The following is a 21,813-nucleotide window of genomic DNA, read 5'->3' as shown; positions in this document are numbered from 1 at the left end:
TTTGAAATATATAAGAAGAAGATTTCGTCTCTGACGGGTGACAGTCACCGCAACGGATCACAGGTTCACGTCACGGACGTGAGAATAGGCGCTCCGGAAGACGTTCGGACTCGCTACCAGGTGCCGTGGAACGTATCGAACGAGAGACTCTCGAGGGGGTCGTCACCGACCGCGATCCGATACTCGCCGGGTGTGAGCATCGGCTTGTGGAACTGGGGCCCGTCGTCGGTCGTGATCCGTGGACAACCGGTGTTGACGAACGCGTCCATATCGAAGTTCCGGAGACGGTCGGGCGTCACCTCGTCCATCGTGATGAGATAGGCGTTCTCGTTATTTTCCAGGATCTCTTCGGCTGTTTCCCATCGGCCCTGACCGATCTTGGTACAGAAGATGACGCCCCACTTTTCGGCATCCATCGCGCGGTGGATCGCGCCGTACCGCTGTTTCATAAATTTCTCCGTGTCTGCGACGGTAACGACGTTATTGACCGGATCGGCGATGACGACGTGTTTGTCGGGGTGTTCCATCGCCAGACCGAGGGGGTGGAACTTCCCGCCGCCAACGTAGAGCACTTGCTCTGCGGGCACGTCCGCGCTTGCATAGTTACACCCCAGTACCTGTCCCTCATGGGTCAGCCGCTCGTCCCCGCGACGACTGTGGACGTCGTACCCGCGATCCTCGAGGAACTCGGTCATTTCGTCGTAGCGGTTCATGTGCTGGGCGGTCGTAACGAGGCCGACGCCGTCAGTTTCTTCCGGCGGCTCGAGCGTGTCGAGGGCCTCTTCCATAATCGGCGTTATCTCGACGTTCGAGAACAGCGGAACGTAAATCACCTTGTCCGTGTCCTTCATCGGTGAATGGCCGAAGTGGACGAACACGTCGGTGCGTTTCATGAGATAGGTGTCGAGATCACAGGCGCCATAACAGGGTTGGCCCGACAGCATGAACGTTACGTCGTCATCGGTCAGCTCTCGGAGGTCGTCTGCGACGGCCGGCCCCCGTCGTTTTAACCCCTCGGGAAACTGTAACCCGACTTTCGTCGCGTCTCGCTGCTCGATCGCGTCCACGATCTCTTCGAGTTCGTAATCCCACTCACGATCGTGTTTGAGACGCATACCAGTATTCCTGAGGTCGCCCTCACTGTACTCCGAATCCTGACTCATTGACGTCTCTTACGGCCACGAACGTATAACGGCGGCGCTTCTTGAATCGGCCTTACGAGAGCCGCTCGGCGTGTTGAGACTGAGCGTTCCCGATGAAATCACACGTCGCAAATGCAGCTCGAAAATCGTTTCCGTCGAAGGTATGAATCAGGTCGTCGAGTTCGACTAATAGGTTGGCGAGTCGCTGCTGGAGGGTTACGTATTCCTCGTCGTCTCCGGCGTAACAATCGACGTTCACCTGTGTCTCCAGTGCACCGCATTTGACCGCCAGCGATGCACATTCGGCCATCAGTTCGTCGTACCGAGTGCGCCGCACCAGTCGATCGACCGTCTCGAGGAGCGGTTCCTTTGCGACGGGTTTGGCGAGAGAATCGGGGGTGGACGTACAGCTATCGGTTCCAGGTCCGGTGGAGCGAAGGACCGCCATCGAAAGAGCCGCGTGGCGTTCGACTTCCATCGCGACGGCAGTTCCGGAAGACGTGTGGAGATTCCGCCCGACGAGAACTGCATCGACGCTTTCGAGAAGCGAAAGTGCTTCGTCGCCATCCGTCGCCGTCTCAACCACGTAGTCGTCGGCGAGCCACGATTGAATTCGGGTTACGACTTCGGAATCGTCGTCAGCGACGAGAACGGCATGCGCATCACCAGACATAATTTGCGATGGTTGTATCTGTGAACCCGATCGATATCAAAGTATGGTATAATTTATGACCGATTGTCCGGGAGGAAACCACCGCCGGGAAGCAGCGGCGATCGGAGGCGCGTTTATCTTTGGAAGCGGAGACGGACACGTTTCGTGGTGACCGCGAGGGCTGGCGATGGGGACACACGTCCGGTTCGTTTCTCGTCCCAACAGTCATAGTACTGGAGTATAAACAGGCTTCTAATGGCAGCGGAACAGGCCTCAGACGGCTATCTCTTCGACCTCTACCGTCGATACATCGGAGAACCGGAAGATCGGACCGACGTCTACGTCGGATTCGGTCTCTTTCTGGGCGGAATCGGTCTGGCGGTCGTCGGACTCTTGCTCTTCCTCTGGGGGAACACGTTCGAGGCGAGAACTGTCGGATACTTCGCGTGGGTCGGTCCTGCATACGCGCTCGCGATGATAGCACTCCCGGTCACGATGCTCGGGATCGTTACGCTACTTCCTTCCGAGCGGCGGGTGTTGTACACGTCCATCGGGGGCGTGGTAATCACCGCGGCTGCGGTCGTTGGCTTTCTCATCGCGTATCCCCACGACTGGAACGGGTACGGAAACGATCACACCGTCGTGGTTATCGCTCCCTATGCGGTCGGCCTTGCCGGCATCACGGCCTCGACTGGTGCGTCGTTAATAGCTCATTATCTGACGATGGCCCAACAGGCAGAGGTCGTAACGACCGAGGACACCGGAGACGACGACCCCGAAATAACTGACGCACAGGTCCGGCGTGACATCGACGACGCGATGGAGGACGTCGATCTCTCCTGGGGCGGCGTCGAAAAAACTGAGCACAAACGGCTCCAGTTCTCGAACGACGATTTCGACGACGTCAGCGTCGACACCGACGCTGGCACGACGACCACCCGATCTACGGGCGTCGACGCTCAAGTCGCCGGCCTGAAGGGATTGAAAGGCGGCGAAACCAAGACGACGACCTCGAGTGCGACGGTCGACGATCAGACGGCAAAACTGAAAGAACTCCGCGAACAAAAGCGAGCGGAGGAACTGGCGACGGCGGACGACGACGGTCCTGTCGCGACGATGACGAAGGCGGTTAGGAACGTGCTCGAGCGGTTCCGTAACCTCGTAAATAGGAATTAAAAGGGGTCGCCTGAAAGTAATAGCACCTTGGGCCGTAGTATCAGTTCCGAAAGTGGCGCACATAGATTTATGGTCCGTCGGTTGCCTTGCCCACACATGGCCAAAGGCCTAGACGTTGGAACGATGAACATCCTGTCAGCACAGCAGGATGGGAACGATACGGTTTTCGTGCAACAGCGTAACTCCTTCGTAGAGATCGAGTACTCGGATATGGCCGAGCAGATGCTCTCGCGAAGCGAAGTACTTCACATTCGAAAGGACGACAAGGTCTACGTCGTCGGCGACGACGCGCTCAATTTCGCGAACATTTTCAACAAGGAGACGCGCCGCCCGATGAAACACGGAATCCTTTCGAACGACGAACAGAGCGCGATTCCGATGATGAAGCTCATCATCGAACAGGTCGTCGGCGAACCGTCATATCCCGACGAGAAGCTCTACTTCTCGACGCCCGCGGATCCGATCGATTCCGATCTTTCGACGCTGTATCACCAGAAGACGATCGAATCCTTCCTCGACGACATGGGATACGACGCAGAGCCCATCAACGAAGGGATGTCGGTCATTTACTCCGAACTCGCGGACAACAACTTCACCGGCCTCGGAATCTCGTTCGGTGCCGGCATGACGAACGTTTGTCTGGCGTACTACGCCGTCCCGGTGATGAAATTCTCCGTCGCTCGCGGTGGCGACTGGGTCGACGAGCAAGCAGCACGCGCAACCGGGACGCCCGTCGACAAGGTTACGTCCATCAAGGAGGACGACTTCGAACTCGACTTCACGACGGACGTCGGCGGCGTCGAAGGTGCGCTGTCGATCTACTACGAAAATTTACTCGATTACGTCATCGAAAACATCGTCACGGAAGTCGACGAGGAGGACGTCGAAGAGGGCCTCGACGTCCCCGTCGTCGTTACCGGCGGTACCTCGAGTCCCAGCGGCTTCGAAGCACTGTTCCGCGACCATCTCGAGGAAGCGAACATTCCGTTCTCGATCAGCGGCGTTACGCACGCGAACGAACCGCTGTATAGCGTGGCACGCGGTGGCCTCGTCGCCGCCCGTTCCGACGAAGACGTCGATCACGAACCGGAAGACGACGAGGCGGAAGCCGCGCCAGCAAACGAATAACACTCGCTTTTCACTGTTTCTTTCTTCGGGCGTCCACTCGAGATCGAATCGTCCCGGTGACGGCGATGGACGCCACTCGAGACCTATCGCTCGTAGAATCGGTTGAACGCGTCCCGCCAGGATTCGATCTCCTCGCGCCTCGGTTGATGTTCGACGGGCACATCGGCAAACCCGCACTGCGGGCAGGTAACGGTCGACACCTCCCCAAGTGCGAACTCCTCGATCGCCCCCCCACAACGCGGACACTCGTCCATACGTGTAACTTTCACGGGATGTCCTTAACTTTATTCGAAACTGTCATATTTTAGCAATATCGGCACTCCTCTACACAGACCACGTACGTCGCCACGCGGTTCGTTCGGGTCGTAGACCGGTCGATCGGCCGTTGGATCACTCGCATATGGTGGTCGAACTAATCGATCGGTTCGTACTATTCGGTCCAGTTAGTACGCGTGGGTGCGGCGTGTGTCGATCGTCGGCCACGTCGATCGATCGCTATCAGCCCGCGGGGCATTGCCGGCCCGTTCGGACCGACGGCAGCCGAGACGACGAACCGACGCGTCGTCGTTTTCGAACTGAGCTGACCGCGACGATACCCGCGGTGGAACTCGAGAGATCCTTAACGGTCGAGAACCGTCACGTACGTATGTCCGGCCCCTCCCGGCGCACGCTCGCTCGCCGACTCGAGATCCTCGAGGATTTTTCGGAGCCGGCTGCGAATCGTGAGCAGTATCTGACACCGCCAGAACTCGCCGCACACGTCTGTCATCTGGCGCGCATACAGGGGGATCTCGAGGGACACGTCGTCGATCTCGGCACTGGAACGGGAATGCTCGCAATCGGTGCAGCACTGGCCGGTGCCGATCGCGTTACCGGAATCGACATCGACGACGGCCCGCTCGACGTCGCTCGACGGAACGAACGAACTGTTTCGGCGGGAGACGGCGACGAGTCCGACAGCGGCGATGGGCTCGCAATCGAGTGGGTTCGTGGAGACGTCACCAGCCATCCGTTCTTGGTTACCGAGGCGACCGTCCTCTCGAACCCACCCTTCGGAGCGCAACGGGGAAACCGACACGCAGATCGTCGATTTCTCGAGACGGCAGCCGAAATCGGAACCGTTTCCTTTACGATTCACAACGAGGGCAGTCGGAACTTCGTCGAATCGTTCGCCGACGACGAAGGCGGGTCCGTGACCCACGCGTTTCGCGCCGAGTTTCCGATTCTGAAGCGCTTCGAGTTTCATACAGCCGCCGAAGAAACGCTCGAGGCCGAGGTCTTCCGTATCGAGTGGGCCACTCGAGAGTAGTGGACGATGCGCCCGTGATCGGCATTCGGCAGGTGCGTGATCGAACGGCAGGAGGGAGTGCGATTGGAACCGTCCGAGTGAACCGTGACTTACTGCACTCGACTACCGTCACCGCCTGGACGTGGTGGTACCGACCGGGGGTCGTCGCGATATCAGTACCCGTCGTACGTCTCCTCCCTCGCGACCGCAACCCGCGTCCCGTCGGCGGCCGCGTACACCGTCTCGTTTCGGCGCTCGAAGCTGACTCCGTCGATCGTCGTTGACGAGTTTTCAGCCGGCAACGGCGCTGACGAAGCATCGCCGATCCCGCCCGAGTCGACGGTGATGACGAATTCGCCGCCGCTGGAGTCGATCGTCACGTTCCGACCGGCGATGCGAGCCTCCGCCCGCGAATCGTTGGACTCGTGGGCGAGCTGGCGCTCAGCGCCGTCCTCCCACAGCCAGACCTGATAGACGGTGTCGTTGCCGACGGGCACCCAGCCCGTGCGCTCGACGTGTACTGCCTCCCGCCAGCCTGGGCCGCCGACGTAGACCGTTTCCTCGCCGGTAAAGGCGAGCCGCTGTGCACTGACCGCCTCGAACCATACCTCACGTTTGTCGCTCTCGACTATCACTCCGCTGGACTCGAGCCCATCGTCTGTCTCGAGAAATTCGAGACCGAAACCGGTGACGAGACCGTTCGGGACTCCCTCTACGTATTCGACCGTGTAATCCTCTATCTGGACGGCTGCGTCCGAGGAAGCGGTCGCGTCCTCGACGACGAACACGTTAAATGGGACGGCGATCCCGGCGACGATCGCAAGAACGCACACGACCGCCAGAAACGCCGCACTCCGACGGCTCACACTCAAACCCAACGGCGATTCGCTGGCCTGTCGTCGGGGCCCTGCGGCTAGTTCGCGGATACGGTCGATCCTGGCCCCGGCGGTATCGGCGTCGTTCCCGCTTCCGGCCAATTCGAGTACCCGATCGACGGAGGATCGCGCGGCGCCTGATCGGGCGCGCACCCGCTGGAAGCCCGGAATGAGGCGCTTCAGTCGCGCCGGCACGATGGGCTCTTCGGGGAGAGATACCGACAGCGTCACGAGAAGCGCGAGAATCGAGACGATGGCGACGCCGGGACCCTGCAGGAGGATGAACGAATTCTCGGCCCCGTACCAGTAGATCGCCCACAGTCCCTCGGTGAACCCGAAGAGAAGGACGGCGAGCCAGATCCGAAACGGATCGGGACGGGTGTTCCGGCGCTCGAGGAGGACGATACCGAGAACGAAGCCGAGAAAGAGCCCGAGCGCATGGCCCTGAATGGCGATACCGGCCCACCAGGGAGCCGACGGGGGACTCGGCTGGACGGTATAGACGCGGATCGGTTCCTGCAGTGCGGAATAGAGCCGAACAATGACGCTCTGGACGCCGAGTGTTCCGATTATCGTCACGATCGGATAGTGAACGATCGCGAACCCGGCGAAGGCGAAGACGACGCCGGAGAAGCCGATCACCGGACCGAGCGCGAACAGGCTAGTCATCAGCCCGACCACGATGACTGCCAGCGGGAAAATCACGACCGCCCGCACTCGAGGATCGGTCCGCCACGAGTCCGCTCGGTTCGTGTCACCATCGTCGAGGTAGTGTCCCCAGGCGTACTCCGCGATCGGTGCGGCGACGACAGTCCCCGTCAGGTTTCCGATGAGGTGACCAGGGCCAGCGTGAGAAAACGCGGCCGTTGCCATTCCGAGCGGATAGAAATACGACCACGTGCGAAAGGGAATGGTTACGGGGTTGTCGAAGTCCGTGAAGCCACTTTGGACGAATAGATAGACACAGAGTACGAACGCGATCACCACGATCGTGCCCCACGGCACACCGTAGAGGAGCCGTTGTTGCGCTATATCGCGCCAGCGTGGTTCCGGCCGATGGATACGTCTGACGACCGCGATCGACCCCACCAACGTGGCCGCGACGGTCACAGCCAACAGGATCGCGAGTAAACGCATGGTCCGTGGTTCGAACGGGTCCGTATAGTGATTTGCCTTCGTCGGACGTCGATCGAACCACGACGGTGCAGGCAGACTCGTATTGACGGCTGACGAACAGCCGCTTCGAAAGGTACAAGCAGCCGACGAACGGACTGGCTGACATGGAACTGCGGGTCACCGAGAGTACCGAGGACGAACTCTCCATCGAGATTGCCGGCGAGGATCACACGTTCATGAACGTTCTCAAGGGTGCACTACTCGAGCACGAGGACGTCAGTGCAGCAACCTACGACGTCAACCCCGAACAGTCGGGCGGTCAGACCGAGCCCATTCTGACGCTCAAAACCGAGGGCGGCGCAGATCCGCTCGAATGCCTCGAGGAGGCAGCCGTGACTGTCCGCGAGAAGGCGACGTCGTTTCGCGACGCGTTCGAAGCCGCCGCGTAACAGCCGTCGACCCTCGGCCCCTTCGCTGACCGCCCCGTTTCGTTTTCCAGTGTCGGTTCCGGTCCGAGCCGAAGACACAGCGCAGATCAACAGGTCGCGTAGAATACGTAGACAGAGCCGTCGACGACGTGAATGTCGATTCCCTCGACGTCGTATCCCGAACCGGTGACGACATCGCCGGACTGCAGCCGTTCGACGACGCCGTCGGCGAGTGTTGCTTCGTCGTCGTAGTCTGCGATCGAGAAGGTGTACGGCAGTTGGCCCTCGTCGAGCGTCCCATGACAATCGATTCCGAAGTCGTCCAGTGATACTTTCTCGACCCTCGCGTCTTCGTACTCGATCGCCACGTACGCGCGGTTGTAATATTCCGCGTACGCTGCAAGGCCATCGTCGTAGCGCCTCGAACCGCTGCGCTCGGCCTCGAGGCGTTCGTGGATCACCTCCTCTGTCGTTTCGAGGTCGATCCCTGAAGCTTCGGTCCCCTCGCCCGGCGCGTCGGGCGGTGCGGGCGGCCCCGAACCCGGCAGGTCAGGCAGCGAGACGAGCCCTGTCGCGAACACGGCGGCAACGAGGGCGAACCCGATTACCACCGGCACGTACGGTTTCATGACCTCGAGCCAGCCCGGTGCGGACAGGTCGCGTTCTAATCCGTCGTACGTCTGTTCGGTCTGTACGAGCTGTGGATTCCCGCAGCGAGAGCACGGCGGCGAGTTTCGGACGTGTTCCCGACCGCATTCTGTACAGGTCCAGACGAAGCTCCGACCGGTGTCAACGGATTCCGACACCGCTGGCTCGTCCTCGGTTCGGTCCCCGTTTTCGTCTACTCGAACGATTGCCTTTTCGAACGTATTGTGCCCGCAGGCATCACACGGCGGGTCGTTTTCTTCGTGTGGCTTCCCACACCACGTACACCTCCATCTCACTGAACGAACGGCTTGTTGCCACACAAATAAACGTATCGGCGATCGAAGAAAAGACGGTGACCCAACGGTATAGACCCGAAGCCGTACCGCGTTTCCCCGGGGAAAGCAGCCTGCAATCCGTACGACGTGAGAACGGACGCCCTCATCTCGACGCAGTCGATTCTCGCTCGAGACGGTCGCCTGGTTACTCGACGCGCTTGAGGCTGGCACCCGTTGTAGGGGGAACAACGTTTGTCGACTGCGCGCGGGGGTGGGATACCAGGGACATTCTCGGAATTCGTCGAGAACCGTCGCGGCCCCGATTGCAAAAGCGGACTGGATACTAACCGAAGTGCGCCATCGGATCGAGAAAGGCCGACTGCGTATTCAGAGCCGAACCGGAACGCCGTGGTCGTCGAGATAGGCTTTCGTCTCCTCGATCGAGAACTCGTCGAAGTGGAAAATCGAGGCTGCGAGCCCGGCGTCGGCACCGGCCTCGGTGAAGACGTCGTACATGTCCTCGGGCCCCCCACAGCCCGAGGAGGCGATGACAGGCGTGTCGACGGCCTCGCAGACGGCCGAGGTCAACGGCAGGTCGTAGCCGTTTTTCGTCCCATCCTTGTCGATCGAGTTGACGAACAACTCTCCTGCGCCTCGAGATTCGGCCTCCACAGCCCACTCGAGGACGTCGATTCCGGTTCCCTCGCGGCCGCCCTTCTTCGTACATTCGAACCAGCAGGATTCGCCGTCGATCTCGACGTAGTGTTCGCCCGCCTCGTCGAACCGACGTCTGGCGTCGACGCTGATGACGATACACTGACTGCCGAACGCCCGTGCACCTTCATTGACGAGTTCCGGCCGCTCGAGTGCGCCGGTCGTGATCGAGACCTTGTCGGCACCGGCCCGCAGCGTTTCTTTGATGTCGTCGGTCGTCCGTATTCCACCCCCGACGGTCAGGGGGATAAAAACTTCGTCGGCGACGCGCTCGACGACGTCGAGCATCGTCTCGCGACCCTCCGCGGAGGCGGTGATGTCGAGAAAGACGAACTCGTCGGCACCCGCCCGGTTGTACGCACGCGCCATCTCGACCGGATCGCCTGTGTATTTGAGATCCTCGAAGTTGACGCCCGTGTAGACCGCCGGATTCCCGTTTTCGTCCAGATCCACGTCGATACACGGGATGACTCGCTTGGTGAGTACCATGTGGTTCCTATCGAGATGATTCGGCCCGAGGATAGTAAAGCGGTCTGGATCGGTCGTGACGTCGCACGACTGTTTCGCTACGACCGCCGACGGTTGAGACAACCGAACCCTGGCGACTATCAGGACCAGGGTTCGGCCACGTTCCAAATCGGACCACCACGTAGGTGCGCTTAAGTGATCGAGTCGTGAACGAGCGAGTATGACGGACGAAACCGAGACCCCAGACGGAGCGGACACGGGGGCCGACGTCGGGCACGATCTCACTGCAGAGCGTACGACAGCCCCGATGAGTGCGTATTCCTCGCGTGACGTACTGGTGGGTGGCGCAGTCGCCGTCGTGGGGGCAGCGATTGCATTTGGAATTCCGCTTTTAACCGTCGGCGTGTGATAGTCGCCCCGACGGCGACCGTCGGGAGCACGTCGGAAGCGTTACACGGCCAGTGACGCCTGCCATCGCTAAGCGAGGGATACTGGTCACCTGGTTTTGCACACCGCTTTGTCACTTTACGGGTCCATACTGAAAGAGCGAGTCCCAATGCTGTCCAGACGAGAGAGGCGAAGGACCGCTCGAGTCCGCACACTCAGGAGCGGACCGATTTCGTTCTCCTCTTCGAGGCCCGTATCACTGCCCTGAAGCGTGAGTTTTCGGTTCTACTCTGCCCAGAGACGCTAGAAGACGTACTCGTCGTCGTGGCCCATCATCCCGTCGTCTTCGAGGCCAGTCCCGCCGGTACCTGTTTCGTCTTCGTCCATTGGTCCGCTAGTTTTGTACGCTTTAATTCCCGTCGAAAGGAGGTCCTCGATTGCCTCCTCGCGGTTGACGAATTCGCCGCGTTCGACCATCTGGGCGATCTGCATCTCGAGGTGTTCCGGTATGGTGATCTCTACTTTCGGCATCTGATTCGGCTTTCGGCGAGGGGGTATTTAGGTTTGACGGGGATTCGACAGCAGTTGGAACTGGACTGCAATCGTCGCAGTTGGTCACGGATCGGCTCTTCCCTCACCGCTCTGGTTGGGCCTCGTCGACGACAGTTCTCGGAGAAAAGATAGTCACCCCTCAAACGAGAGTCACTCTCTAAATGAGAGGAAGTTACTGACCGAGACATCGCGCTCGCTGGGAAACGCGGGTCAGGGAGATCGCCCGAGAAGCAACTCGCCCTAGCGGTTCCCCATCATCGAATCGAACGCATTCTTCAGGGTCGTTCCAGGTTGAGTCAACGTATTAAGCTGTTTTTGCATCTGCCGTTGATTGAAGTAGCTCGCAAACGCGAGTATCGTCGGCGGCCAGAGACCGATGAACGCGCCGAGTTGGCGTTCTCCGCGGAAGAAAAAGTAATACAACGAAAGGCCGACCGACGCGGCTGACGCGAGGACCGCTGGGCCCATCGCCTGTTCGCCGACCTCTTTTGGTTCCTGTTCTGTCACTTCCTGTTCCGTAAGCTGTTGTCTGCTCGCCATGCAACGATAGCTCTCGGGGAGACTGTACTAAGAGATGACGAGGGTTTCAATGGAAACTATCCAATGTGTAAGCGTTCCTGCCGTTTCAATCCCGCTACAGTCCTGCCAATTTTCCCTTTCCCGTTCGGAAGTGTATTGGCTAACCGATCGTCGTGGCTGGACCGTCCGACGCCCCGAGACCAGTACGTACGCCGTCGTGTGTTGGTTTCGACCGCGATCCATTCGAGTCATCGCTCGGTGAAACGCCACGGCGTTCCTGCGGGCCGTCCAAGACGCAAGCATCGGCGACATCACCGGCACGTCTGTCGTCACATCTACGTCCGTCGGTACGTACACACGCGTATGGACGATACCGACGTGACGAACCTGTATCGAGAGTTCGGCGACGAGCGACTGCCGCCGGGACAGCGCGAGACGACACAGTTTCCGGTTCTCTCGAAAAGCGGGACGCCCGATTGGGATCCCGAAACGTGGGAGTTTACCGTCACCGGTGCGGTCGATGAGGAACTGACGTTCTCCTGGGACGAATTTCGGTCCCTGCCGAACGTGACTCAAACGCAGGACTTTCACTGCGTTACCGGCTGGAGCAAATTCGATTGCGAGTTCACCGGGGTTCGGTTTCCCGAACTCGCAGAGCGAGCGGGCGTCCACGACGATGCCGTCCACGTCCTCTTCTCGGCGATGGACGACTACACTACGGACCTCCCGCTCGAGGACTGCATGCGCGAGGAGGTGCTATTCGCCTGGGGATTCGACGGAAGCCCTCTCCCGGCGGATCACGGCGGTCCGCTTCGGGTGGTTACTCCCCACAAATACGCCTACAAGGGCGCAAAGTGGGTCGACGGTATCGAATTCTGTACCGAACCGACCCGGGGGTACTGGGAGCGACGCGGGTACTCACTAACGGCGAACCCGTGGCAGGAGGAACGATATAGCTAACGCTCCTCGAGATAGCGGTCAGCAAATAGTTAGGCTGAAGGCGAGGCGGTCCTCACGTGCGGTCGATGGACCGATCGTCGGGTGGAGGGCGGCTGGCCGAAGAAACGGAGTCGACGGACCGTACTGTCGAACTGGTCAGCCGCAGTCGTGAACTCGAGACAGTCTCCTACGCGGAGATTCTCGACGATGACGCCGAGCCGCGGGTACAGTGGGCCACACCCGATGGACTCGAAATCATCGGCCGAGGCGTCGCCGCCCGTTTTACAGCCAGCGGCCCCGGCAGATTCGATCAAATCCGAGCGCAGGCGGACCGAGTGTTCGGTGCGCTCGCACACGACGGACCAGATCACGCCCGACCGCGGGCGTTTGGCGGTTTTTCGTTCTACGACGGCCACGAGCCGAGACCTCCCTGGGGCGGCTTCGATGCCGCCTCGTTCGTCGTCCCACAGGTGCTCGTCAGCAAAACCGACGACGAAACGTGGTTGACGGCCGTCGCGGAAGAAACCGACGAGGCCAGGGATCGCCTCGAGAGCTGGCACGAACGGGTCGCAACGCCGATGACGAATCCCTCGTCCGGCACCCCACCGGGCGTCGCCCGAACGGAGCGAACCACCTCACGCGACGCGTGGGTCCGACAGGTCGAAACCGCTCTCGAGCGGATCGCCGGCGGGAGGTTGACGAAAGTCGTCCTCGCACAGGCGCTTTCGGTCGACCTCGAGGAGTCGGTCGACGCCCCCGCGACGCTAGAGCGACTGCGCAAACAGTACCCGAACTGTTATCGGTTCCTCGTTGGCTACGGGGTCGGTGGCACGTTCTTCGGCGCACCACCCGAACAGCTCGTCTCGAAACGAGGCGACAGTGTCGAGACCGAAGCGCTCGCCGGTTCGGTCCCTCGGGGGGAGACGCGAGCCGAAGACGAAGCGCACGTCGACCGAATGCGAGACGACGCGAAGTTCCAGCACGAACACGAACTCGTCGTCGACGCGATCCGAAACCAGCTCGCTCCACTCGCGCGGGAACTCGTCGTAAGCGAGCAGACGATACGCCGGTTAGCGACGATTCAGCACTTGCGAACGCCGATCGAAGCGACGCTCGAGGAGGATCATCACGTCCTCGAGATCGTCGAAGCGCTGCATCCGACGCCCGCCGTCGGTGGCGTCCCACCCGACGCGGCGTGGGAGACGATTCGCGACACGGAGACGTTTGACCGTGGCTGGTACGCCGCGCCCGTGGGCTGGTTCGACGGCGACGGCAACGGCGAGTTCGCAGTCGCCCTTCGCTCCGGTGTCGCGAGCGACGGAACGGTGACGCTCTTTGCCGGAAACGGGATCGTCGCCGACAGCGACCCGGCCGAAGAGTGGGACGAGGTACAGCTAAAATTCCGCCCGATTCTCGACGAACTGCGGTCACACCAACAACGATGAGCGCGCCGAACCGTGCAACTCTGTGGGGTCGAATTCTCGCCGACGAACTCGCACAGGGTGGTCTCGAGGCCGTCTGTGTTGCACCGGGGAGCCGTTCCACACCGTTGACGGTCGCGTTCGCAGATCATCCGGACGTCGACGTCTACTCGCACATAGACGAGCGCTCGGCGGCGTATTTTGCGCTCGGCCGTGCGCGCCGCAATGGCGAGCCGACGGCGCTGGTCTGTACCTCCGGGACGGCTGTGGCGAACTTCCATCCCGCCGTGATGGAGGCTGATCGAGGCCGCGTGCCGCTGTTGTTGCTTACGGCCGATCGCCCGCCCGAACTCCGCGACAGCGGTGCGAACCAGACCGTCGATCAGGTCAAACTCTACGGCGACGCGGTGCGGTGGGACGCTGAACTGCCCGAACCCGAACCCGACGAGCGGAAGGTACGGAGCCTCAGGACGACCGCCGCACGCGCGCTCTCGGAAACGGTCGGCGTTTCACCCGGGCCCGTACACCTCAACTGTCCGTTTCGGAAGCCTCTCGAACCGATCGATCTCCCCGACGACGTCCCAGACTCGTTCGCCGAAACGGCGGCTGCGCGGGGCCGATCGGGTGCGTTCGTGGAAACGAGTCCCGGAACGCGACGGCTCGCGGATGACGAGGACCGGCCGCTCCGACAGGCACTCGAATCTGCAGCGAGACCGCTAATCGTCGCGGGACCCGCCGACCCCACGGATCTTCGCTCGCTCGACCCGGGAGCGGTCACCGAACTCGCAGATCAGCTCGGCGCACCGATCCTCGCGGACCCGCTCTCAGGGCTTCGATTCGGCTCGCACGTCGACGAAAGATGCGAAGGTAGCGAGGAATCCGACGGCGTGCGGTCGATCTACGGGGGCTACGATGCATACATCTCCCAACTACCGGACCCGGACGTCGTCCTCAGGTTTGGCGCATCTCCCACGTCGAAGTCGCTTCGACACTGGCTTCGCGATGCCGATGCACGACAGTTCCTCGTCGATCCTGCGGGCGCGTGGCGCGAAGCTACGTTCACCGCAACCGACTTGCTGAGCACTGAACCGAAATCCGTCGTCGACGGATTGCTCGAGGCGCTCACCAGTGCTGACAGCGAGGGCCGGACTGGTGGTGCGAATTCGGTAGCGGTAAACGGCGACTGGCGAAGCCTGTTCGACGCGGCCGAACGTGTGCAGTGGGAAACCTGCGACGAGGCGCTTGCTGCGAATGCGCTCGAGTCCGCACCGTTCGAAGGAGCCATTCTCGCATCGGTCGTCTCGGACGCACCGGATCCGGCGACGCTTTTCGTCTCGAATAGCATGCCGATCCGAGATGTAGATCGATTCGGTCGGCCCCGCGACGCTGCCCTGACGGTTCTCGGAAACCGCGGCGCAAGCGGGATCGACGGGATCACGAGTTCGGCTCTCGGCGCCGGCAGTGCAACCGACGACCCGCTGGTCCTGGTGACCGGCGATCTGGCGTTCCTCCACGACTCGAACGGGTTGCTCGCAGTGGACCGCTGTAACGTCGACGCAACGATCGTTCTGCTAGACAACGACGGCGGCGGTATCTTCCACAAGCTCCCGATCGAGAACTTCGACCCGCCGTTTACGGATCAGTTCAAAACGCCCCACGGCCTCGAGTTCGACGAACTCGCCTCGTTCTACGACCTCGAGTTCGAGTCCGTTTCGCCGGTGGACTTCATTTCCGCGTATCGTCGGTCGCTCGAGCGGACCGGAACGCAAGTGCTCGCCGTCGAATTCGACTCCGAGACGAGCCACCGGCAGCGTGACCGACTGGAAGAGCGCGTCAGGAATTCGATCGCGGTCGAATTCGACGATGAATCGGCGTGAGAGCGCGGTCAGCGGCCCGACACGGTCGTCTCTGGGCGAGCGCCTCACATCGCCGAGTCCACCTGTGGGAACTCGACACGATGTCGTCGGTCGGCGGCCTCGAACCGACGCAGGGCCGACCGTTCGATCCGTGTGACGGTAGTTGTCAAATGCCTATCTGACGATGCCGACTGAAACCGGATTGAACTAGGTCAATTTTCCGTCCCTTCGTAATCGTAAACTGAGCGTGGTGCTACGGTGGGTCGTGAAATTCGTCGGTTCCACTCGCGTTCTATTCGTCAGTCTTCGAATTCTGCGTCCTCCCGCTCGAAACGGAGACGCGGCCGTCACCTCGAACGACGACATCGTAGCCGAGGTAGTCGAACCTGACTCGACCGGATTCGCGAGTGCCATTGCGCTTGGTTGGAGAAAAGAGATCGTTCACCGCTTCCGGGTCGATTACGTCGTGAAGGGGGGGCTGAAGTTCCGTCGGGTCGACGTCTTCGAGGGCTGCAATTTGTTCTACAATTTCGATACAGGGTGTATCTATTGCAGCAGTCCTCGCGGTCGGAGCGCGTTCCATCAGTTCTGTAGAGCCGCTGAGAACGTATAAGCCCTCGGGCAAAAGTCAGGGTATACTGGATAGAATAGCAACATTCTGCTGTTTCCGTAGAAAATCTAGTATATATTTGGTAGCTACCTCTGAATTTTTCATTCGTTGGGTGGAGATGCTTCTTTGCCGAAGTGATTAAACGGTTGAATATACTCTTCGTCCAGCACCTCCGACCGCACGATTTCCAGACCACAATCACGGATCGCATTCGCAATACTCGAGACGTCGTTCGTGTCCGTCCCGACGGCTCCGATGTGATAATTTTCCTCGCCGGCGAGCAACTTTCGAACGGTGATGACGCCATGGAGGTCGAGAATGCCTTCGGCTAGGGTCTCGGATGGATTTCTCGCCGTGCAAGTGAACAGAATGGACAACTGATAGCCGGCCATTTCGTAATCGATATCAGGAAGATACCCCCGAAGAACCCCGTCTTCCTCGAGTTTTTCGATACGGTTCCGGACAGTTCCTGCGGAAACGCCCACAGCTTCGCCGATCTCTCTGGCCGTGTTGTTCCGTGCATCTTTCTGAAGCATATGGATGATTCCTCGGTCGACATCGTCGAGTTCGTGCTGACGTCCGTTCATATCCGTTATTCCCGGTATCTGTGGATGTACTTTTGGCGTGCAACCGAATGGCCTCGTTTGGCGGCCGGCGTCTGGCATCCGAACGGCCAGGATGGAAGTCACGCCATTACGGTCGAAGCGTCCACCACAGTGCGACGGCGTACCCGAGGGGGACCCAGGCGAACGCGAGCACGAACAAGCCCCTCGATGAGGCCAGGTCGACGAGCGAAAAACCGACCATTCCGGTCGGAAAGAGGACACTCCAGGTTCCGAAGACGACCATCGCGATTCGGGGCATCGTAAGCACGTACCCTATCAGGGCAAGCGTACAGGCGGCGACGATCGCGTTGACCGGAACCGAAAACAACGGTGTGAGACTCGCGGCGACGAACACCGGATACAGGAGGGCGACGGAACCGACCGTAATCGCCGTGGATTGGTCGATCGGCGGCCCATCCCACTCGAGGGAGATTTCGTCGTCCCAGCCGTGGACGGAGTACTGGAACCCATCGCTACCCTGTGGGCCGACCGTATGTCCGTCCGTCGCAGTCGTTCTCGAAGACGTGTGTTTCCGAGTCCGCTCTCGGGTATCACCGAACGGCCACTCGCCTGTCGATCGGCGTCGTTCCGTCCGGGTTCGCTGTCGGGATCGGTGGCGCGCGTGGTGGCTCCGCTTTCGGCCAGTGTCGTCGGCCACCGAGTCTGTGCTGGTGTTCGCCCTGTGAGTCGACGTGCTAGTCCATCGATTGCGCTCGTTCGCCCGTCCACTGTCGGCCGCCTCGCTGTCGCTATCAGTTGCTCTGTCGGTATCGTCCGTCGTTTTCGCCCGTCCCGTCTCAGTCGAATGGTTCGGTGTGGAGGGTGATCGATCGGACTGGGCGGTTTCGGCGGTCGAATCACCGCCGAACGGCGCCCCCTGGGCGAGCTCGACGTACGCTTCGTGGCCGAGTCTATCGTAACGGGCACGTTCCGCGCCATCGATGAGGATAGACTTCGCCTTCGTGACGCGCTGGAACCGTTCGGCAGCGTCGGGGACGTCGGAGTGATCGGGATGGGTTTCGAGGACGCGCTCGCGGTAGGCAGACTCGATATCGTCTCGAGTCGCGTCAGGGTCGACCCCGAGGACCTCGTAGTACGTCTCGCCCATTTCGTAGCCGGTTGGGACTGCCGAGTAAAAATCACTTGGGCTAGACGTCTGGCCCCGCGTGCTCGTCGCTGACGGGCGATTTCACCAAGGCTGTCGGCAGGTTAGTGAGACGGATACACGACAAATAAATCGAATAACGCTATATCAAATTCGATTCCGGTAACTGCGACGAATATCGTCATTGGAGAGCTGTACTGGTCGATAGTAGAGAACACGCTGATAGCAGTCCGCTGGCGCTTCGGGTGCCTCTTATCGGCCGATCGCACCCGCCGACTGATTCCAGTCAACCGCCTCGGTGTCAAGCCCCGTAGCACCCGCCTCGTACTGCCTGTGAAGTTGGCGGAACGACCAGCCGCGTATACCACCGTGGAACGGTGGAATTTCGATCGTTACGGATTCCGTTCTCGCCCGGATTCGATGCCGGACTGCATGAACTGTGTCAAAATGCGACCGATACGACTGCCGGCCGTCCACATCGCCTCCTCGTCGACGGTGTCGTCGTCCGTTGCGACCGACAACAGAACCGTCCTGTCGTCGATCATGAGTGCCCGACCCGCAAAATCGGCCGGGTTGTCTTCTCCCATCACGATCACAGTAATCGAACTCTCGCTGAACCGGGGGCGCTCCGATTCCTCGGCCGTCACGACGGTCACGAACATCCCGCGAGCAGCCTGCTCGCGGAGTTTCGTCTCGATCTGTTCGGACAGCGAACTGGCTTCAGGCGCGACGAAGACGACCCTCGAGTCGGCCGACTCGACCAATTTCGCGATCCGGTCGTCGATCGGCTGGCGGCCGCGGAGCGTCGAGACGGACTGGTCGTCGCCACGCGCCGACGGTGCCGTTCGTAGTTGAGCCAGGTTGTCGAAAGCGCGCTCGCGTTCTCGCTCGAGCCTATTTGTCAACTGCTCACGCGCCGTGGCGAGGCTCACCGGGCGATATTCCTTCGGCGAAGATTCGGTCACCTCGACAAGTCCGCGTTCGGCGAGATCGTCGGCGGCACCGTAGACCTGCGAACGAGGGACGTCGGAGACGTCGCTGATCTCCTGGGCGGTACCGGTTCCCAATTGCTGGAGGGCGACGAAGGTACGCGCCTGATAATTCGGTAATCCGAGTCGTTTCAACGCTGTGACTGCATCTCGTGTACTCATAGATGGCGTCCAGTATTCGTGGCCCTCGTTCCGTCTGGACCACCCTTTGCACGGCGGGCCTATGAGTGGCAGGGATACTCGCTCGAACATATTTAGTAGAAATATACAATATTTATAGGCACCGAGCCGAACGGGTCGGTAATGAACCCAGCCGCGCGGTACGCGAGGTTCGTGACCGATCACAGCAAGCTCATCATAGCGGTCCTGTTGGTAGCGACGCTGGTCGTCGGGAGCGCGGCGGGGAACGTCGATTCGGAACTTTCTATCGCGAGTTTCAGCAGCGACTCGACGGAGGCGGAAACGTACGAGACGCTCCAGCAGAACTTCACGACAGAAGGCGAGAACACGACCGTCGTTCAGGTCGTTACTCGAGGCGAAAACGTACTCTCGAAGGAGTCGCTCCTCGAGACCTTACGATTTCAGCGAGCCGTGGCCGACGATCCGGAGGTGACGACCACGTTGCGCACGAACCGCTCGATGATCGGGCTGTCGAATGTCGTCGCCACGACGGCCATCCGCCAGTCAGAGCGCGAATCGGGGCCCGGAAACGGAACCGACGAGCAACCCGAACGCAGCGGTTCCCGGTCGGAGACACCGTCGATCGACGCGCAGATTTCACACCTCGAGTCGATGCCGGAACGCAAGGTCGAAGCGACCGTCGAACGCGTTTTGGATCCCGACTCGGAGAACAGGGGTCCCGTCGAGCCGTACTCGCTTTTGACGACCGATTACGAGCCGGGATCGACGACTGCGACGGGTCGTGTCCTGTACGTGTTCCAGGATACGAGCAACGCCGCTGGCGACGACCTTCCACAGGAAGTCGTCGATGCCCAACTCGAGCTGAAAGACCTCTCTGCGCGTATCATCACATCGGAGAGTTTCGTTTTCGGGGCCGGGATCGTCGACGAGGAAAGTACCCAGGCGACCGGTGAGAGCTTCGCGATCATCTCTCCGGTCGCGCTCCTGTTGATTCTTGCCGTTCTCGGCATCGCCTATCGGGACGTCTTCGACGTCGCTCTCGGACTCCTCGGCGTGGCGCTCGTTCTCGCGTGGATGGCCGGGTTCATGGGCTGGGCCGGAATCGGCGTAACGCAGATCCTGATCGCCGTCCCGTTCTTGCTGATCGGGTTGAGCATCGACTACGCGTTACACGTCGTGATGCGGTACCGAGAAGCCCATTTCGACGATCCCGATGCGACGCCTCGGGAAGCGATGCGTCGCGGCCTCGCCGGAGTCGTCGTTGCCATCGGTGCAGCCACCTTCACGACCTCGGTCGGATTCCTCTCGAACGCGGTCAGCCCGCTCGAATCGATCCGGGAGTTCGGCATCGTCAGCGCCGTCGGAATCGTCGCGGCGTTTCTCGTCTTCGGTCTACTGCTGCCCGCACTGAAAATCGAACTCGATGGGCTACTCGGCCGGATCGGATACACGCACCGTGCCTCCGCGTTCGGTCGCGCAGGCGCGGCAGGTAACGCATTGAGCGTTGGCACAGACGTCGCCCGACGAGCGCCATACGTCGTCATCGCCATCGCGGTGGTCCTGAGCGTCGCCGGCGGAGCTGCCGCGACGGATATCGAGACGTCGGTCGATCAGACGGATTTCCTCCCGCGGGACTCGCCGGCCTGGATGGATTCGCTCCCGAAATCGTTCCAGCCGAGCGAGTACGAACTCCGGGAGAACGCCGAGTACATAAACGCGAAGTTCGCCCAGCCCAGCGACCGATCCCGAGCCGAATTCTTGATAGAAGGCCCGGTTACCGAATCGGACGCGCTCGAGCGGATCGCCGCCGGCAAGGGCCACCTGGCGAATACATCGTCCGCAGTAACACTGGCTGACGGGAGTCTGGAGGTGACGGGACCACTGGAAACGATCAATTCGGTTGCCGCCACCAACGAAACGGTCGCTGCGATGGTTACCGAGGCCGACACGGACGACGATGGGGTCCCGGACGAAAATCTGACTGCGATCTACGATGCCGTTTACGGCGCAGCCCCGGAGAAGGCCGCTGCCACGATCCACCGTCAAGACGGGGCGTATCGATCGCTTCGGCTCTCGGTGGGACTCTCCGGCGGGGCAGACACCGGGACCGTAACCGAAGAGATGAGAGATGTCGCGACGACGATCGAAGGGGAGACCGAGTTGACAGTGACTGCGACCGGACGACCGATCATCGAAGAAATCGTTCAGCAAGGCCTGCTTACGACGCTCGTCGACGGTTTCCTCATCACGTTCGGGGTGATCACCGCGTTCCTGACGCTGATCTTCTGGCTCCGATATCGGACGCTTTCGTTGGGAGCGGTCGTACTGACCCCCGTTCTGTTCGCCCAGGCGTGGTTGTTCGGAACGATGTATCTCGCGGGAATCGCATTCACTCCCGAGACAGCGATCATCGCGGCGATCGGAATCGGGATCGGCGTCGATTACGCCATCCACATCGGCGAGCGGTTCCTCGAGGAATACACCGACAAACCGGACACCATCTCCGCACTTCGGCGGACTGTCCGCGGGACGGGAGGAGCGTTGCTCGCCAGTGCTGTGACGACCGCCGCGGGCTTCGGGGTCCTCGTCCTCGCCCTCGTGCCGTCGTTACAGCGGTTCGGATTCGTCACGAGCGTCGCGATCGGCTACGCGTTCCTCGCGAGTATCCTCGTCTTGCCGAGTTTGCTTGTAGTCTGGATTAGAATAACTGGCTCCGATGACGGCTCGATCGCGCTTTCCTGATCCGGGCTCTCGAGACGCGAATCTATTTCAGCCATCG

21 protein-coding genes are annotated in these 21,813 nt (G+C 60.7%); 9 read left to right on the top strand and 12 right to left on the bottom strand.

Features of this window, described 5'->3' with window-relative positions; genetic code table 11:
• Window positions 1–113: 113 nt before the first annotated feature.
• Together dph2 and HYG82_RS22755 are read right to left on the bottom strand one after the other, a co-directional pair.
• Entirely contained in the window at window positions 114–1,163 is a 1,050-nt protein-coding gene (gene dph2 / locus HYG82_RS22760) for a diphthamide biosynthesis enzyme Dph2 (RefSeq protein ID WP_179259433.1), read from the bottom strand.
• A 52-nt stretch (window positions 1,164–1,215) separates the two neighbouring features.
• On the bottom strand, window positions 1,216–1,815 hold the full coding sequence (locus HYG82_RS22755) for a HalX domain-containing protein (protein WP_179259432.1): 600 nt from the start codon (window positions 1,813–1,815) through the stop codon (window positions 1,216–1,218).
• A gap of 234 nt (window positions 1,816–2,049) precedes the next feature.
• On the opposite strand from HYG82_RS22755, the gene HYG82_RS22750 reads away from it, so the two are divergent.
• Together HYG82_RS22750 and HYG82_RS22745 are read left to right on the top strand one after the other, a co-directional pair.
• Complete coding sequence (locus HYG82_RS22750) at window positions 2,050–2,970, top strand: cell division protein CdpA domain-containing protein (protein ID WP_179259431.1); 921 nt, start codon at window positions 2,050–2,052, stop codon at window positions 2,968–2,970.
• 96 nt (window positions 2,971–3,066) lie between these two features.
• On the top strand, window positions 3,067–4,098 hold the full coding sequence (locus HYG82_RS22745) for a disk-shape morphogenesis protein volactin (protein ID WP_179259430.1): 1,032 nt from the start codon (window positions 3,067–3,069) through the stop codon (window positions 4,096–4,098).
• 83 nt (window positions 4,099–4,181) lie between these two features.
• On the opposite strand, the gene HYG82_RS22740 is transcribed toward HYG82_RS22745, so the two are convergent.
• Complete coding sequence (locus HYG82_RS22740) at window positions 4,182–4,352, bottom strand: zf-TFIIB domain-containing protein (RefSeq protein WP_179259429.1); 171 nt, start codon at window positions 4,350–4,352, stop codon at window positions 4,182–4,184.
• Between the two features lie 392 nt (window positions 4,353–4,744).
• On the opposite strand from HYG82_RS22740, the gene HYG82_RS22735 reads away from it, so the two are divergent.
• The gene (locus HYG82_RS22735) at window positions 4,745–5,407 is read left to right on the top strand and encodes an METTL5 family protein (protein ID WP_179259428.1); all 663 of its coding nucleotides are present in this window, start codon (window positions 4,745–4,747) and stop codon (window positions 5,405–5,407) included.
• 152 nt (window positions 5,408–5,559) lie between these two features.
• Here HYG82_RS22735 and HYG82_RS22730 read toward each other — a convergent pair whose 3' ends face one another.
• Window positions 5,560–7,398 (bottom strand): rhomboid family intramembrane serine protease, encoded by a 1,839-nt coding sequence (locus tag HYG82_RS22730; protein WP_179259427.1) that lies wholly within the window; start codon window positions 7,396–7,398, stop codon window positions 5,560–5,562.
• Between the two features lie 143 nt (window positions 7,399–7,541).
• On the opposite strand from HYG82_RS22730, the gene HYG82_RS22725 reads away from it, so the two are divergent.
• On the top strand, window positions 7,542–7,826 hold the full coding sequence (locus HYG82_RS22725; protein ID WP_179259426.1) for a DNA-directed RNA polymerase subunit L: 285 nt from the start codon (window positions 7,542–7,544) through the stop codon (window positions 7,824–7,826).
• Window positions 7,827–7,912: 86 nt separating this feature from the next.
• Here the strand turns inward: HYG82_RS22725 and HYG82_RS22720 are convergent, their stop codons facing one another.
• Together HYG82_RS22720 and hisF are read right to left on the bottom strand one after the other, a co-directional pair.
• Window positions 7,913–8,749: a hypothetical protein gene (locus tag HYG82_RS22720; RefSeq protein WP_179259425.1), complete on the bottom strand. Its 837-nt coding sequence runs from the start codon at window positions 8,747–8,749 to the stop codon at window positions 7,913–7,915.
• A 366-nt stretch (window positions 8,750–9,115) separates the two neighbouring features.
• Window positions 9,116–9,931 (bottom strand): imidazole glycerol phosphate synthase subunit HisF, encoded by an 816-nt coding sequence (hisF, locus tag HYG82_RS22715; RefSeq protein ID WP_179259424.1) that lies wholly within the window; start codon window positions 9,929–9,931, stop codon window positions 9,116–9,118.
• Between the two features lie 199 nt (window positions 9,932–10,130).
• Here hisF and HYG82_RS22710 point away from each other — a divergent pair, with 199 nt between their 5' ends.
• Window positions 10,131–10,319 carry a DUF7550 family protein gene (locus HYG82_RS22710; RefSeq protein WP_179259423.1) on the top strand — a complete coding sequence of 63 codons (189 nt, stop codon included), beginning with the start codon at window positions 10,131–10,133 and terminating at the stop codon, window positions 10,317–10,319.
• Window positions 10,320–10,600: 281 nt separating this feature from the next.
• On the opposite strand, the gene HYG82_RS22705 is transcribed toward HYG82_RS22710, so the two are convergent.
• Together HYG82_RS22705 and HYG82_RS22700 are read right to left on the bottom strand one after the other, a co-directional pair.
• Window positions 10,601–10,828 (bottom strand): ribbon-helix-helix domain-containing protein, encoded by a 228-nt coding sequence (locus HYG82_RS22705; RefSeq protein ID WP_179259422.1) that lies wholly within the window; start codon window positions 10,826–10,828, stop codon window positions 10,601–10,603.
• Between the two features lie 261 nt (window positions 10,829–11,089).
• Complete coding sequence (locus HYG82_RS22700) at window positions 11,090–11,389, bottom strand: hypothetical protein (RefSeq protein ID WP_179259421.1); 300 nt, start codon at window positions 11,387–11,389, stop codon at window positions 11,090–11,092.
• A gap of 342 nt (window positions 11,390–11,731) precedes the next feature.
• Between HYG82_RS22700 and HYG82_RS22695 the strand changes: the two genes are divergently transcribed.
• From HYG82_RS22695 to menD, 3 genes are all read left to right on the top strand, one after another.
• The gene (locus HYG82_RS22695; RefSeq protein WP_179259420.1) at window positions 11,732–12,328 is read left to right on the top strand and encodes a sulfite oxidase-like oxidoreductase; all 597 of its coding nucleotides are present in this window, start codon (window positions 11,732–11,734) and stop codon (window positions 12,326–12,328) included.
• Window positions 12,329–12,393: 65 nt separating this feature from the next.
• Window positions 12,394–13,752, top strand: coding sequence for an isochorismate synthase (locus HYG82_RS22690; RefSeq protein ID WP_179259419.1), 1,359 nt, complete (start codon window positions 12,394–12,396; stop codon window positions 13,750–13,752).
• Window positions 13,749–15,605 carry a 2-succinyl-5-enolpyruvyl-6-hydroxy-3-cyclohexene-1-carboxylic-acid synthase gene (menD, locus tag HYG82_RS22685; protein WP_179259418.1) on the top strand — a complete coding sequence of 619 codons (1,857 nt, stop codon included), beginning with the start codon at window positions 13,749–13,751 and terminating at the stop codon, window positions 15,603–15,605. Before HYG82_RS22690 ends, menD begins: the two co-directional genes overlap by 4 nt.
• Before the next feature lie 271 nt (window positions 15,606–15,876).
• Here the strand turns inward: menD and ddfA are convergent, their stop codons facing one another.
• The 4 genes from ddfA to HYG82_RS22665 all read right to left on the bottom strand — a co-directional run bounded on the left by ddfA (window position 15,877) and on the right by HYG82_RS22665 (window position 19,055).
• Window positions 15,877–16,167 (bottom strand): DdfA family disk-determining factor, encoded by a 291-nt coding sequence (gene ddfA, locus HYG82_RS22680; protein ID WP_179259417.1) that lies wholly within the window; start codon window positions 16,165–16,167, stop codon window positions 15,877–15,879.
• A gap of 128 nt (window positions 16,168–16,295) precedes the next feature.
• Window positions 16,296–16,781 carry an Lrp/AsnC family transcriptional regulator gene (locus tag HYG82_RS22675; RefSeq protein WP_179259416.1) on the bottom strand — a complete coding sequence of 162 codons (486 nt, stop codon included), beginning with the start codon at window positions 16,779–16,781 and terminating at the stop codon, window positions 16,296–16,298.
• Between the two features lie 106 nt (window positions 16,782–16,887).
• Window positions 16,888–17,907: a J domain-containing protein gene (locus tag HYG82_RS22670; RefSeq protein WP_179259415.1), complete on the bottom strand. Its 1,020-nt coding sequence runs from the start codon at window positions 17,905–17,907 to the stop codon at window positions 16,888–16,890.
• 389 nt (window positions 17,908–18,296) lie between these two features.
• Entirely contained in the window at window positions 18,297–19,055 is a 759-nt protein-coding gene (locus HYG82_RS22665; protein WP_179259414.1) for a TrmB family transcriptional regulator, read from the bottom strand.
• A 141-nt stretch (window positions 19,056–19,196) separates the two neighbouring features.
• Between HYG82_RS22665 and HYG82_RS22660 the strand changes: the two genes are divergently transcribed.
• Entirely contained in the window at window positions 19,197–21,776 is a 2,580-nt protein-coding gene (locus HYG82_RS22660) for an efflux RND transporter permease subunit (RefSeq protein ID WP_179259413.1), read from the top strand.
• The last annotated feature ends 37 nt before the right edge of the window (window positions 21,777–21,813 follow it).

This window comes from Natrinema halophilum, assembly GCF_013402815.2.
In the GTDB taxonomy this organism is placed as follows: domain Archaea; phylum Halobacteriota; class Halobacteria; order Halobacteriales; family Natrialbaceae; genus Natrinema; species Natrinema halophilum.
This window is presented reverse-complemented; position numbering and strand designations above follow the sequence as displayed.

What these genes read in the sequence shown, in the direction of transcription:
- HYG82_RS22675 (WP_179259416.1), bottom strand. Translation starts at nt 16,781, where the DNA reads ATGAACGGACGTCAGCACGAACTCGACGATGTCGACCGAGGAATCATC.
- HYG82_RS22705 (WP_179259422.1), bottom strand. Translation starts at nt 10,828, where the DNA reads ATGCCGAAAGTAGAGATCACCATACCGGAACACCTCGAGATGCAGATC.
- dph2 (WP_179259433.1), bottom strand. Translation starts at nt 1,163, where the DNA reads ATGAGTCAGGATTCGGAGTACAGTGAGGGCGACCTCAGGAATACTGGT.
- HYG82_RS22695 (WP_179259420.1), top strand. Translation starts at nt 11,732, where the DNA reads ATGGACGATACCGACGTGACGAACCTGTATCGAGAGTTCGGCGACGAG.
- HYG82_RS22755 (WP_179259432.1), bottom strand. Translation starts at nt 1,815, where the DNA reads ATGTCTGGTGATGCGCATGCCGTTCTCGTCGCTGACGACGATTCCGAA.
- HYG82_RS22660 (WP_179259413.1), top strand. Translation starts at nt 19,197, where the DNA reads ATGAACCCAGCCGCGCGGTACGCGAGGTTCGTGACCGATCACAGCAAG.
- HYG82_RS22700 (WP_179259421.1), bottom strand. Translation starts at nt 11,389, where the DNA reads ATGGCGAGCAGACAACAGCTTACGGAACAGGAAGTGACAGAACAGGAA.
- HYG82_RS22745 (WP_179259430.1), top strand. Translation starts at nt 3,067, where the DNA reads ATGGCCAAAGGCCTAGACGTTGGAACGATGAACATCCTGTCAGCACAG.
- HYG82_RS22665 (WP_179259414.1), bottom strand. Translation starts at nt 19,055, where the DNA reads ATGAGTACACGAGATGCAGTCACAGCGTTGAAACGACTCGGATTACCG.
- HYG82_RS22725 (WP_179259426.1), top strand. Translation starts at nt 7,542, where the DNA reads ATGGAACTGCGGGTCACCGAGAGTACCGAGGACGAACTCTCCATCGAG.
- HYG82_RS22710 (WP_179259423.1), top strand. Translation starts at nt 10,131, where the DNA reads ATGACGGACGAAACCGAGACCCCAGACGGAGCGGACACGGGGGCCGAC.
- HYG82_RS22690 (WP_179259419.1), top strand. Translation starts at nt 12,394, where the DNA reads ATGGACCGATCGTCGGGTGGAGGGCGGCTGGCCGAAGAAACGGAGTCG.
- HYG82_RS22740 (WP_179259429.1), bottom strand. Translation starts at nt 4,352, where the DNA reads ATGGACGAGTGTCCGCGTTGTGGGGGGGCGATCGAGGAGTTCGCACTT.
- HYG82_RS22735 (WP_179259428.1), top strand. Translation starts at nt 4,745, where the DNA reads ATGTCCGGCCCCTCCCGGCGCACGCTCGCTCGCCGACTCGAGATCCTC.
- HYG82_RS22750 (WP_179259431.1), top strand. Translation starts at nt 2,050, where the DNA reads ATGGCAGCGGAACAGGCCTCAGACGGCTATCTCTTCGACCTCTACCGT.
- menD (WP_179259418.1), top strand. Translation starts at nt 13,749, where the DNA reads ATGAGCGCGCCGAACCGTGCAACTCTGTGGGGTCGAATTCTCGCCGAC.
- HYG82_RS22730 (WP_179259427.1), bottom strand. Translation starts at nt 7,398, where the DNA reads ATGCGTTTACTCGCGATCCTGTTGGCTGTGACCGTCGCGGCCACGTTG.
- ddfA (WP_179259417.1), bottom strand. Translation starts at nt 16,167, where the DNA reads ATGGAACGCGCTCCGACCGCGAGGACTGCTGCAATAGATACACCCTGT.
- HYG82_RS22670 (WP_179259415.1), bottom strand. Translation starts at nt 17,907, where the DNA reads ATGGGCGAGACGTACTACGAGGTCCTCGGGGTCGACCCTGACGCGACT.
- hisF (WP_179259424.1), bottom strand. Translation starts at nt 9,931, where the DNA reads ATGGTACTCACCAAGCGAGTCATCCCGTGTATCGACGTGGATCTGGAC.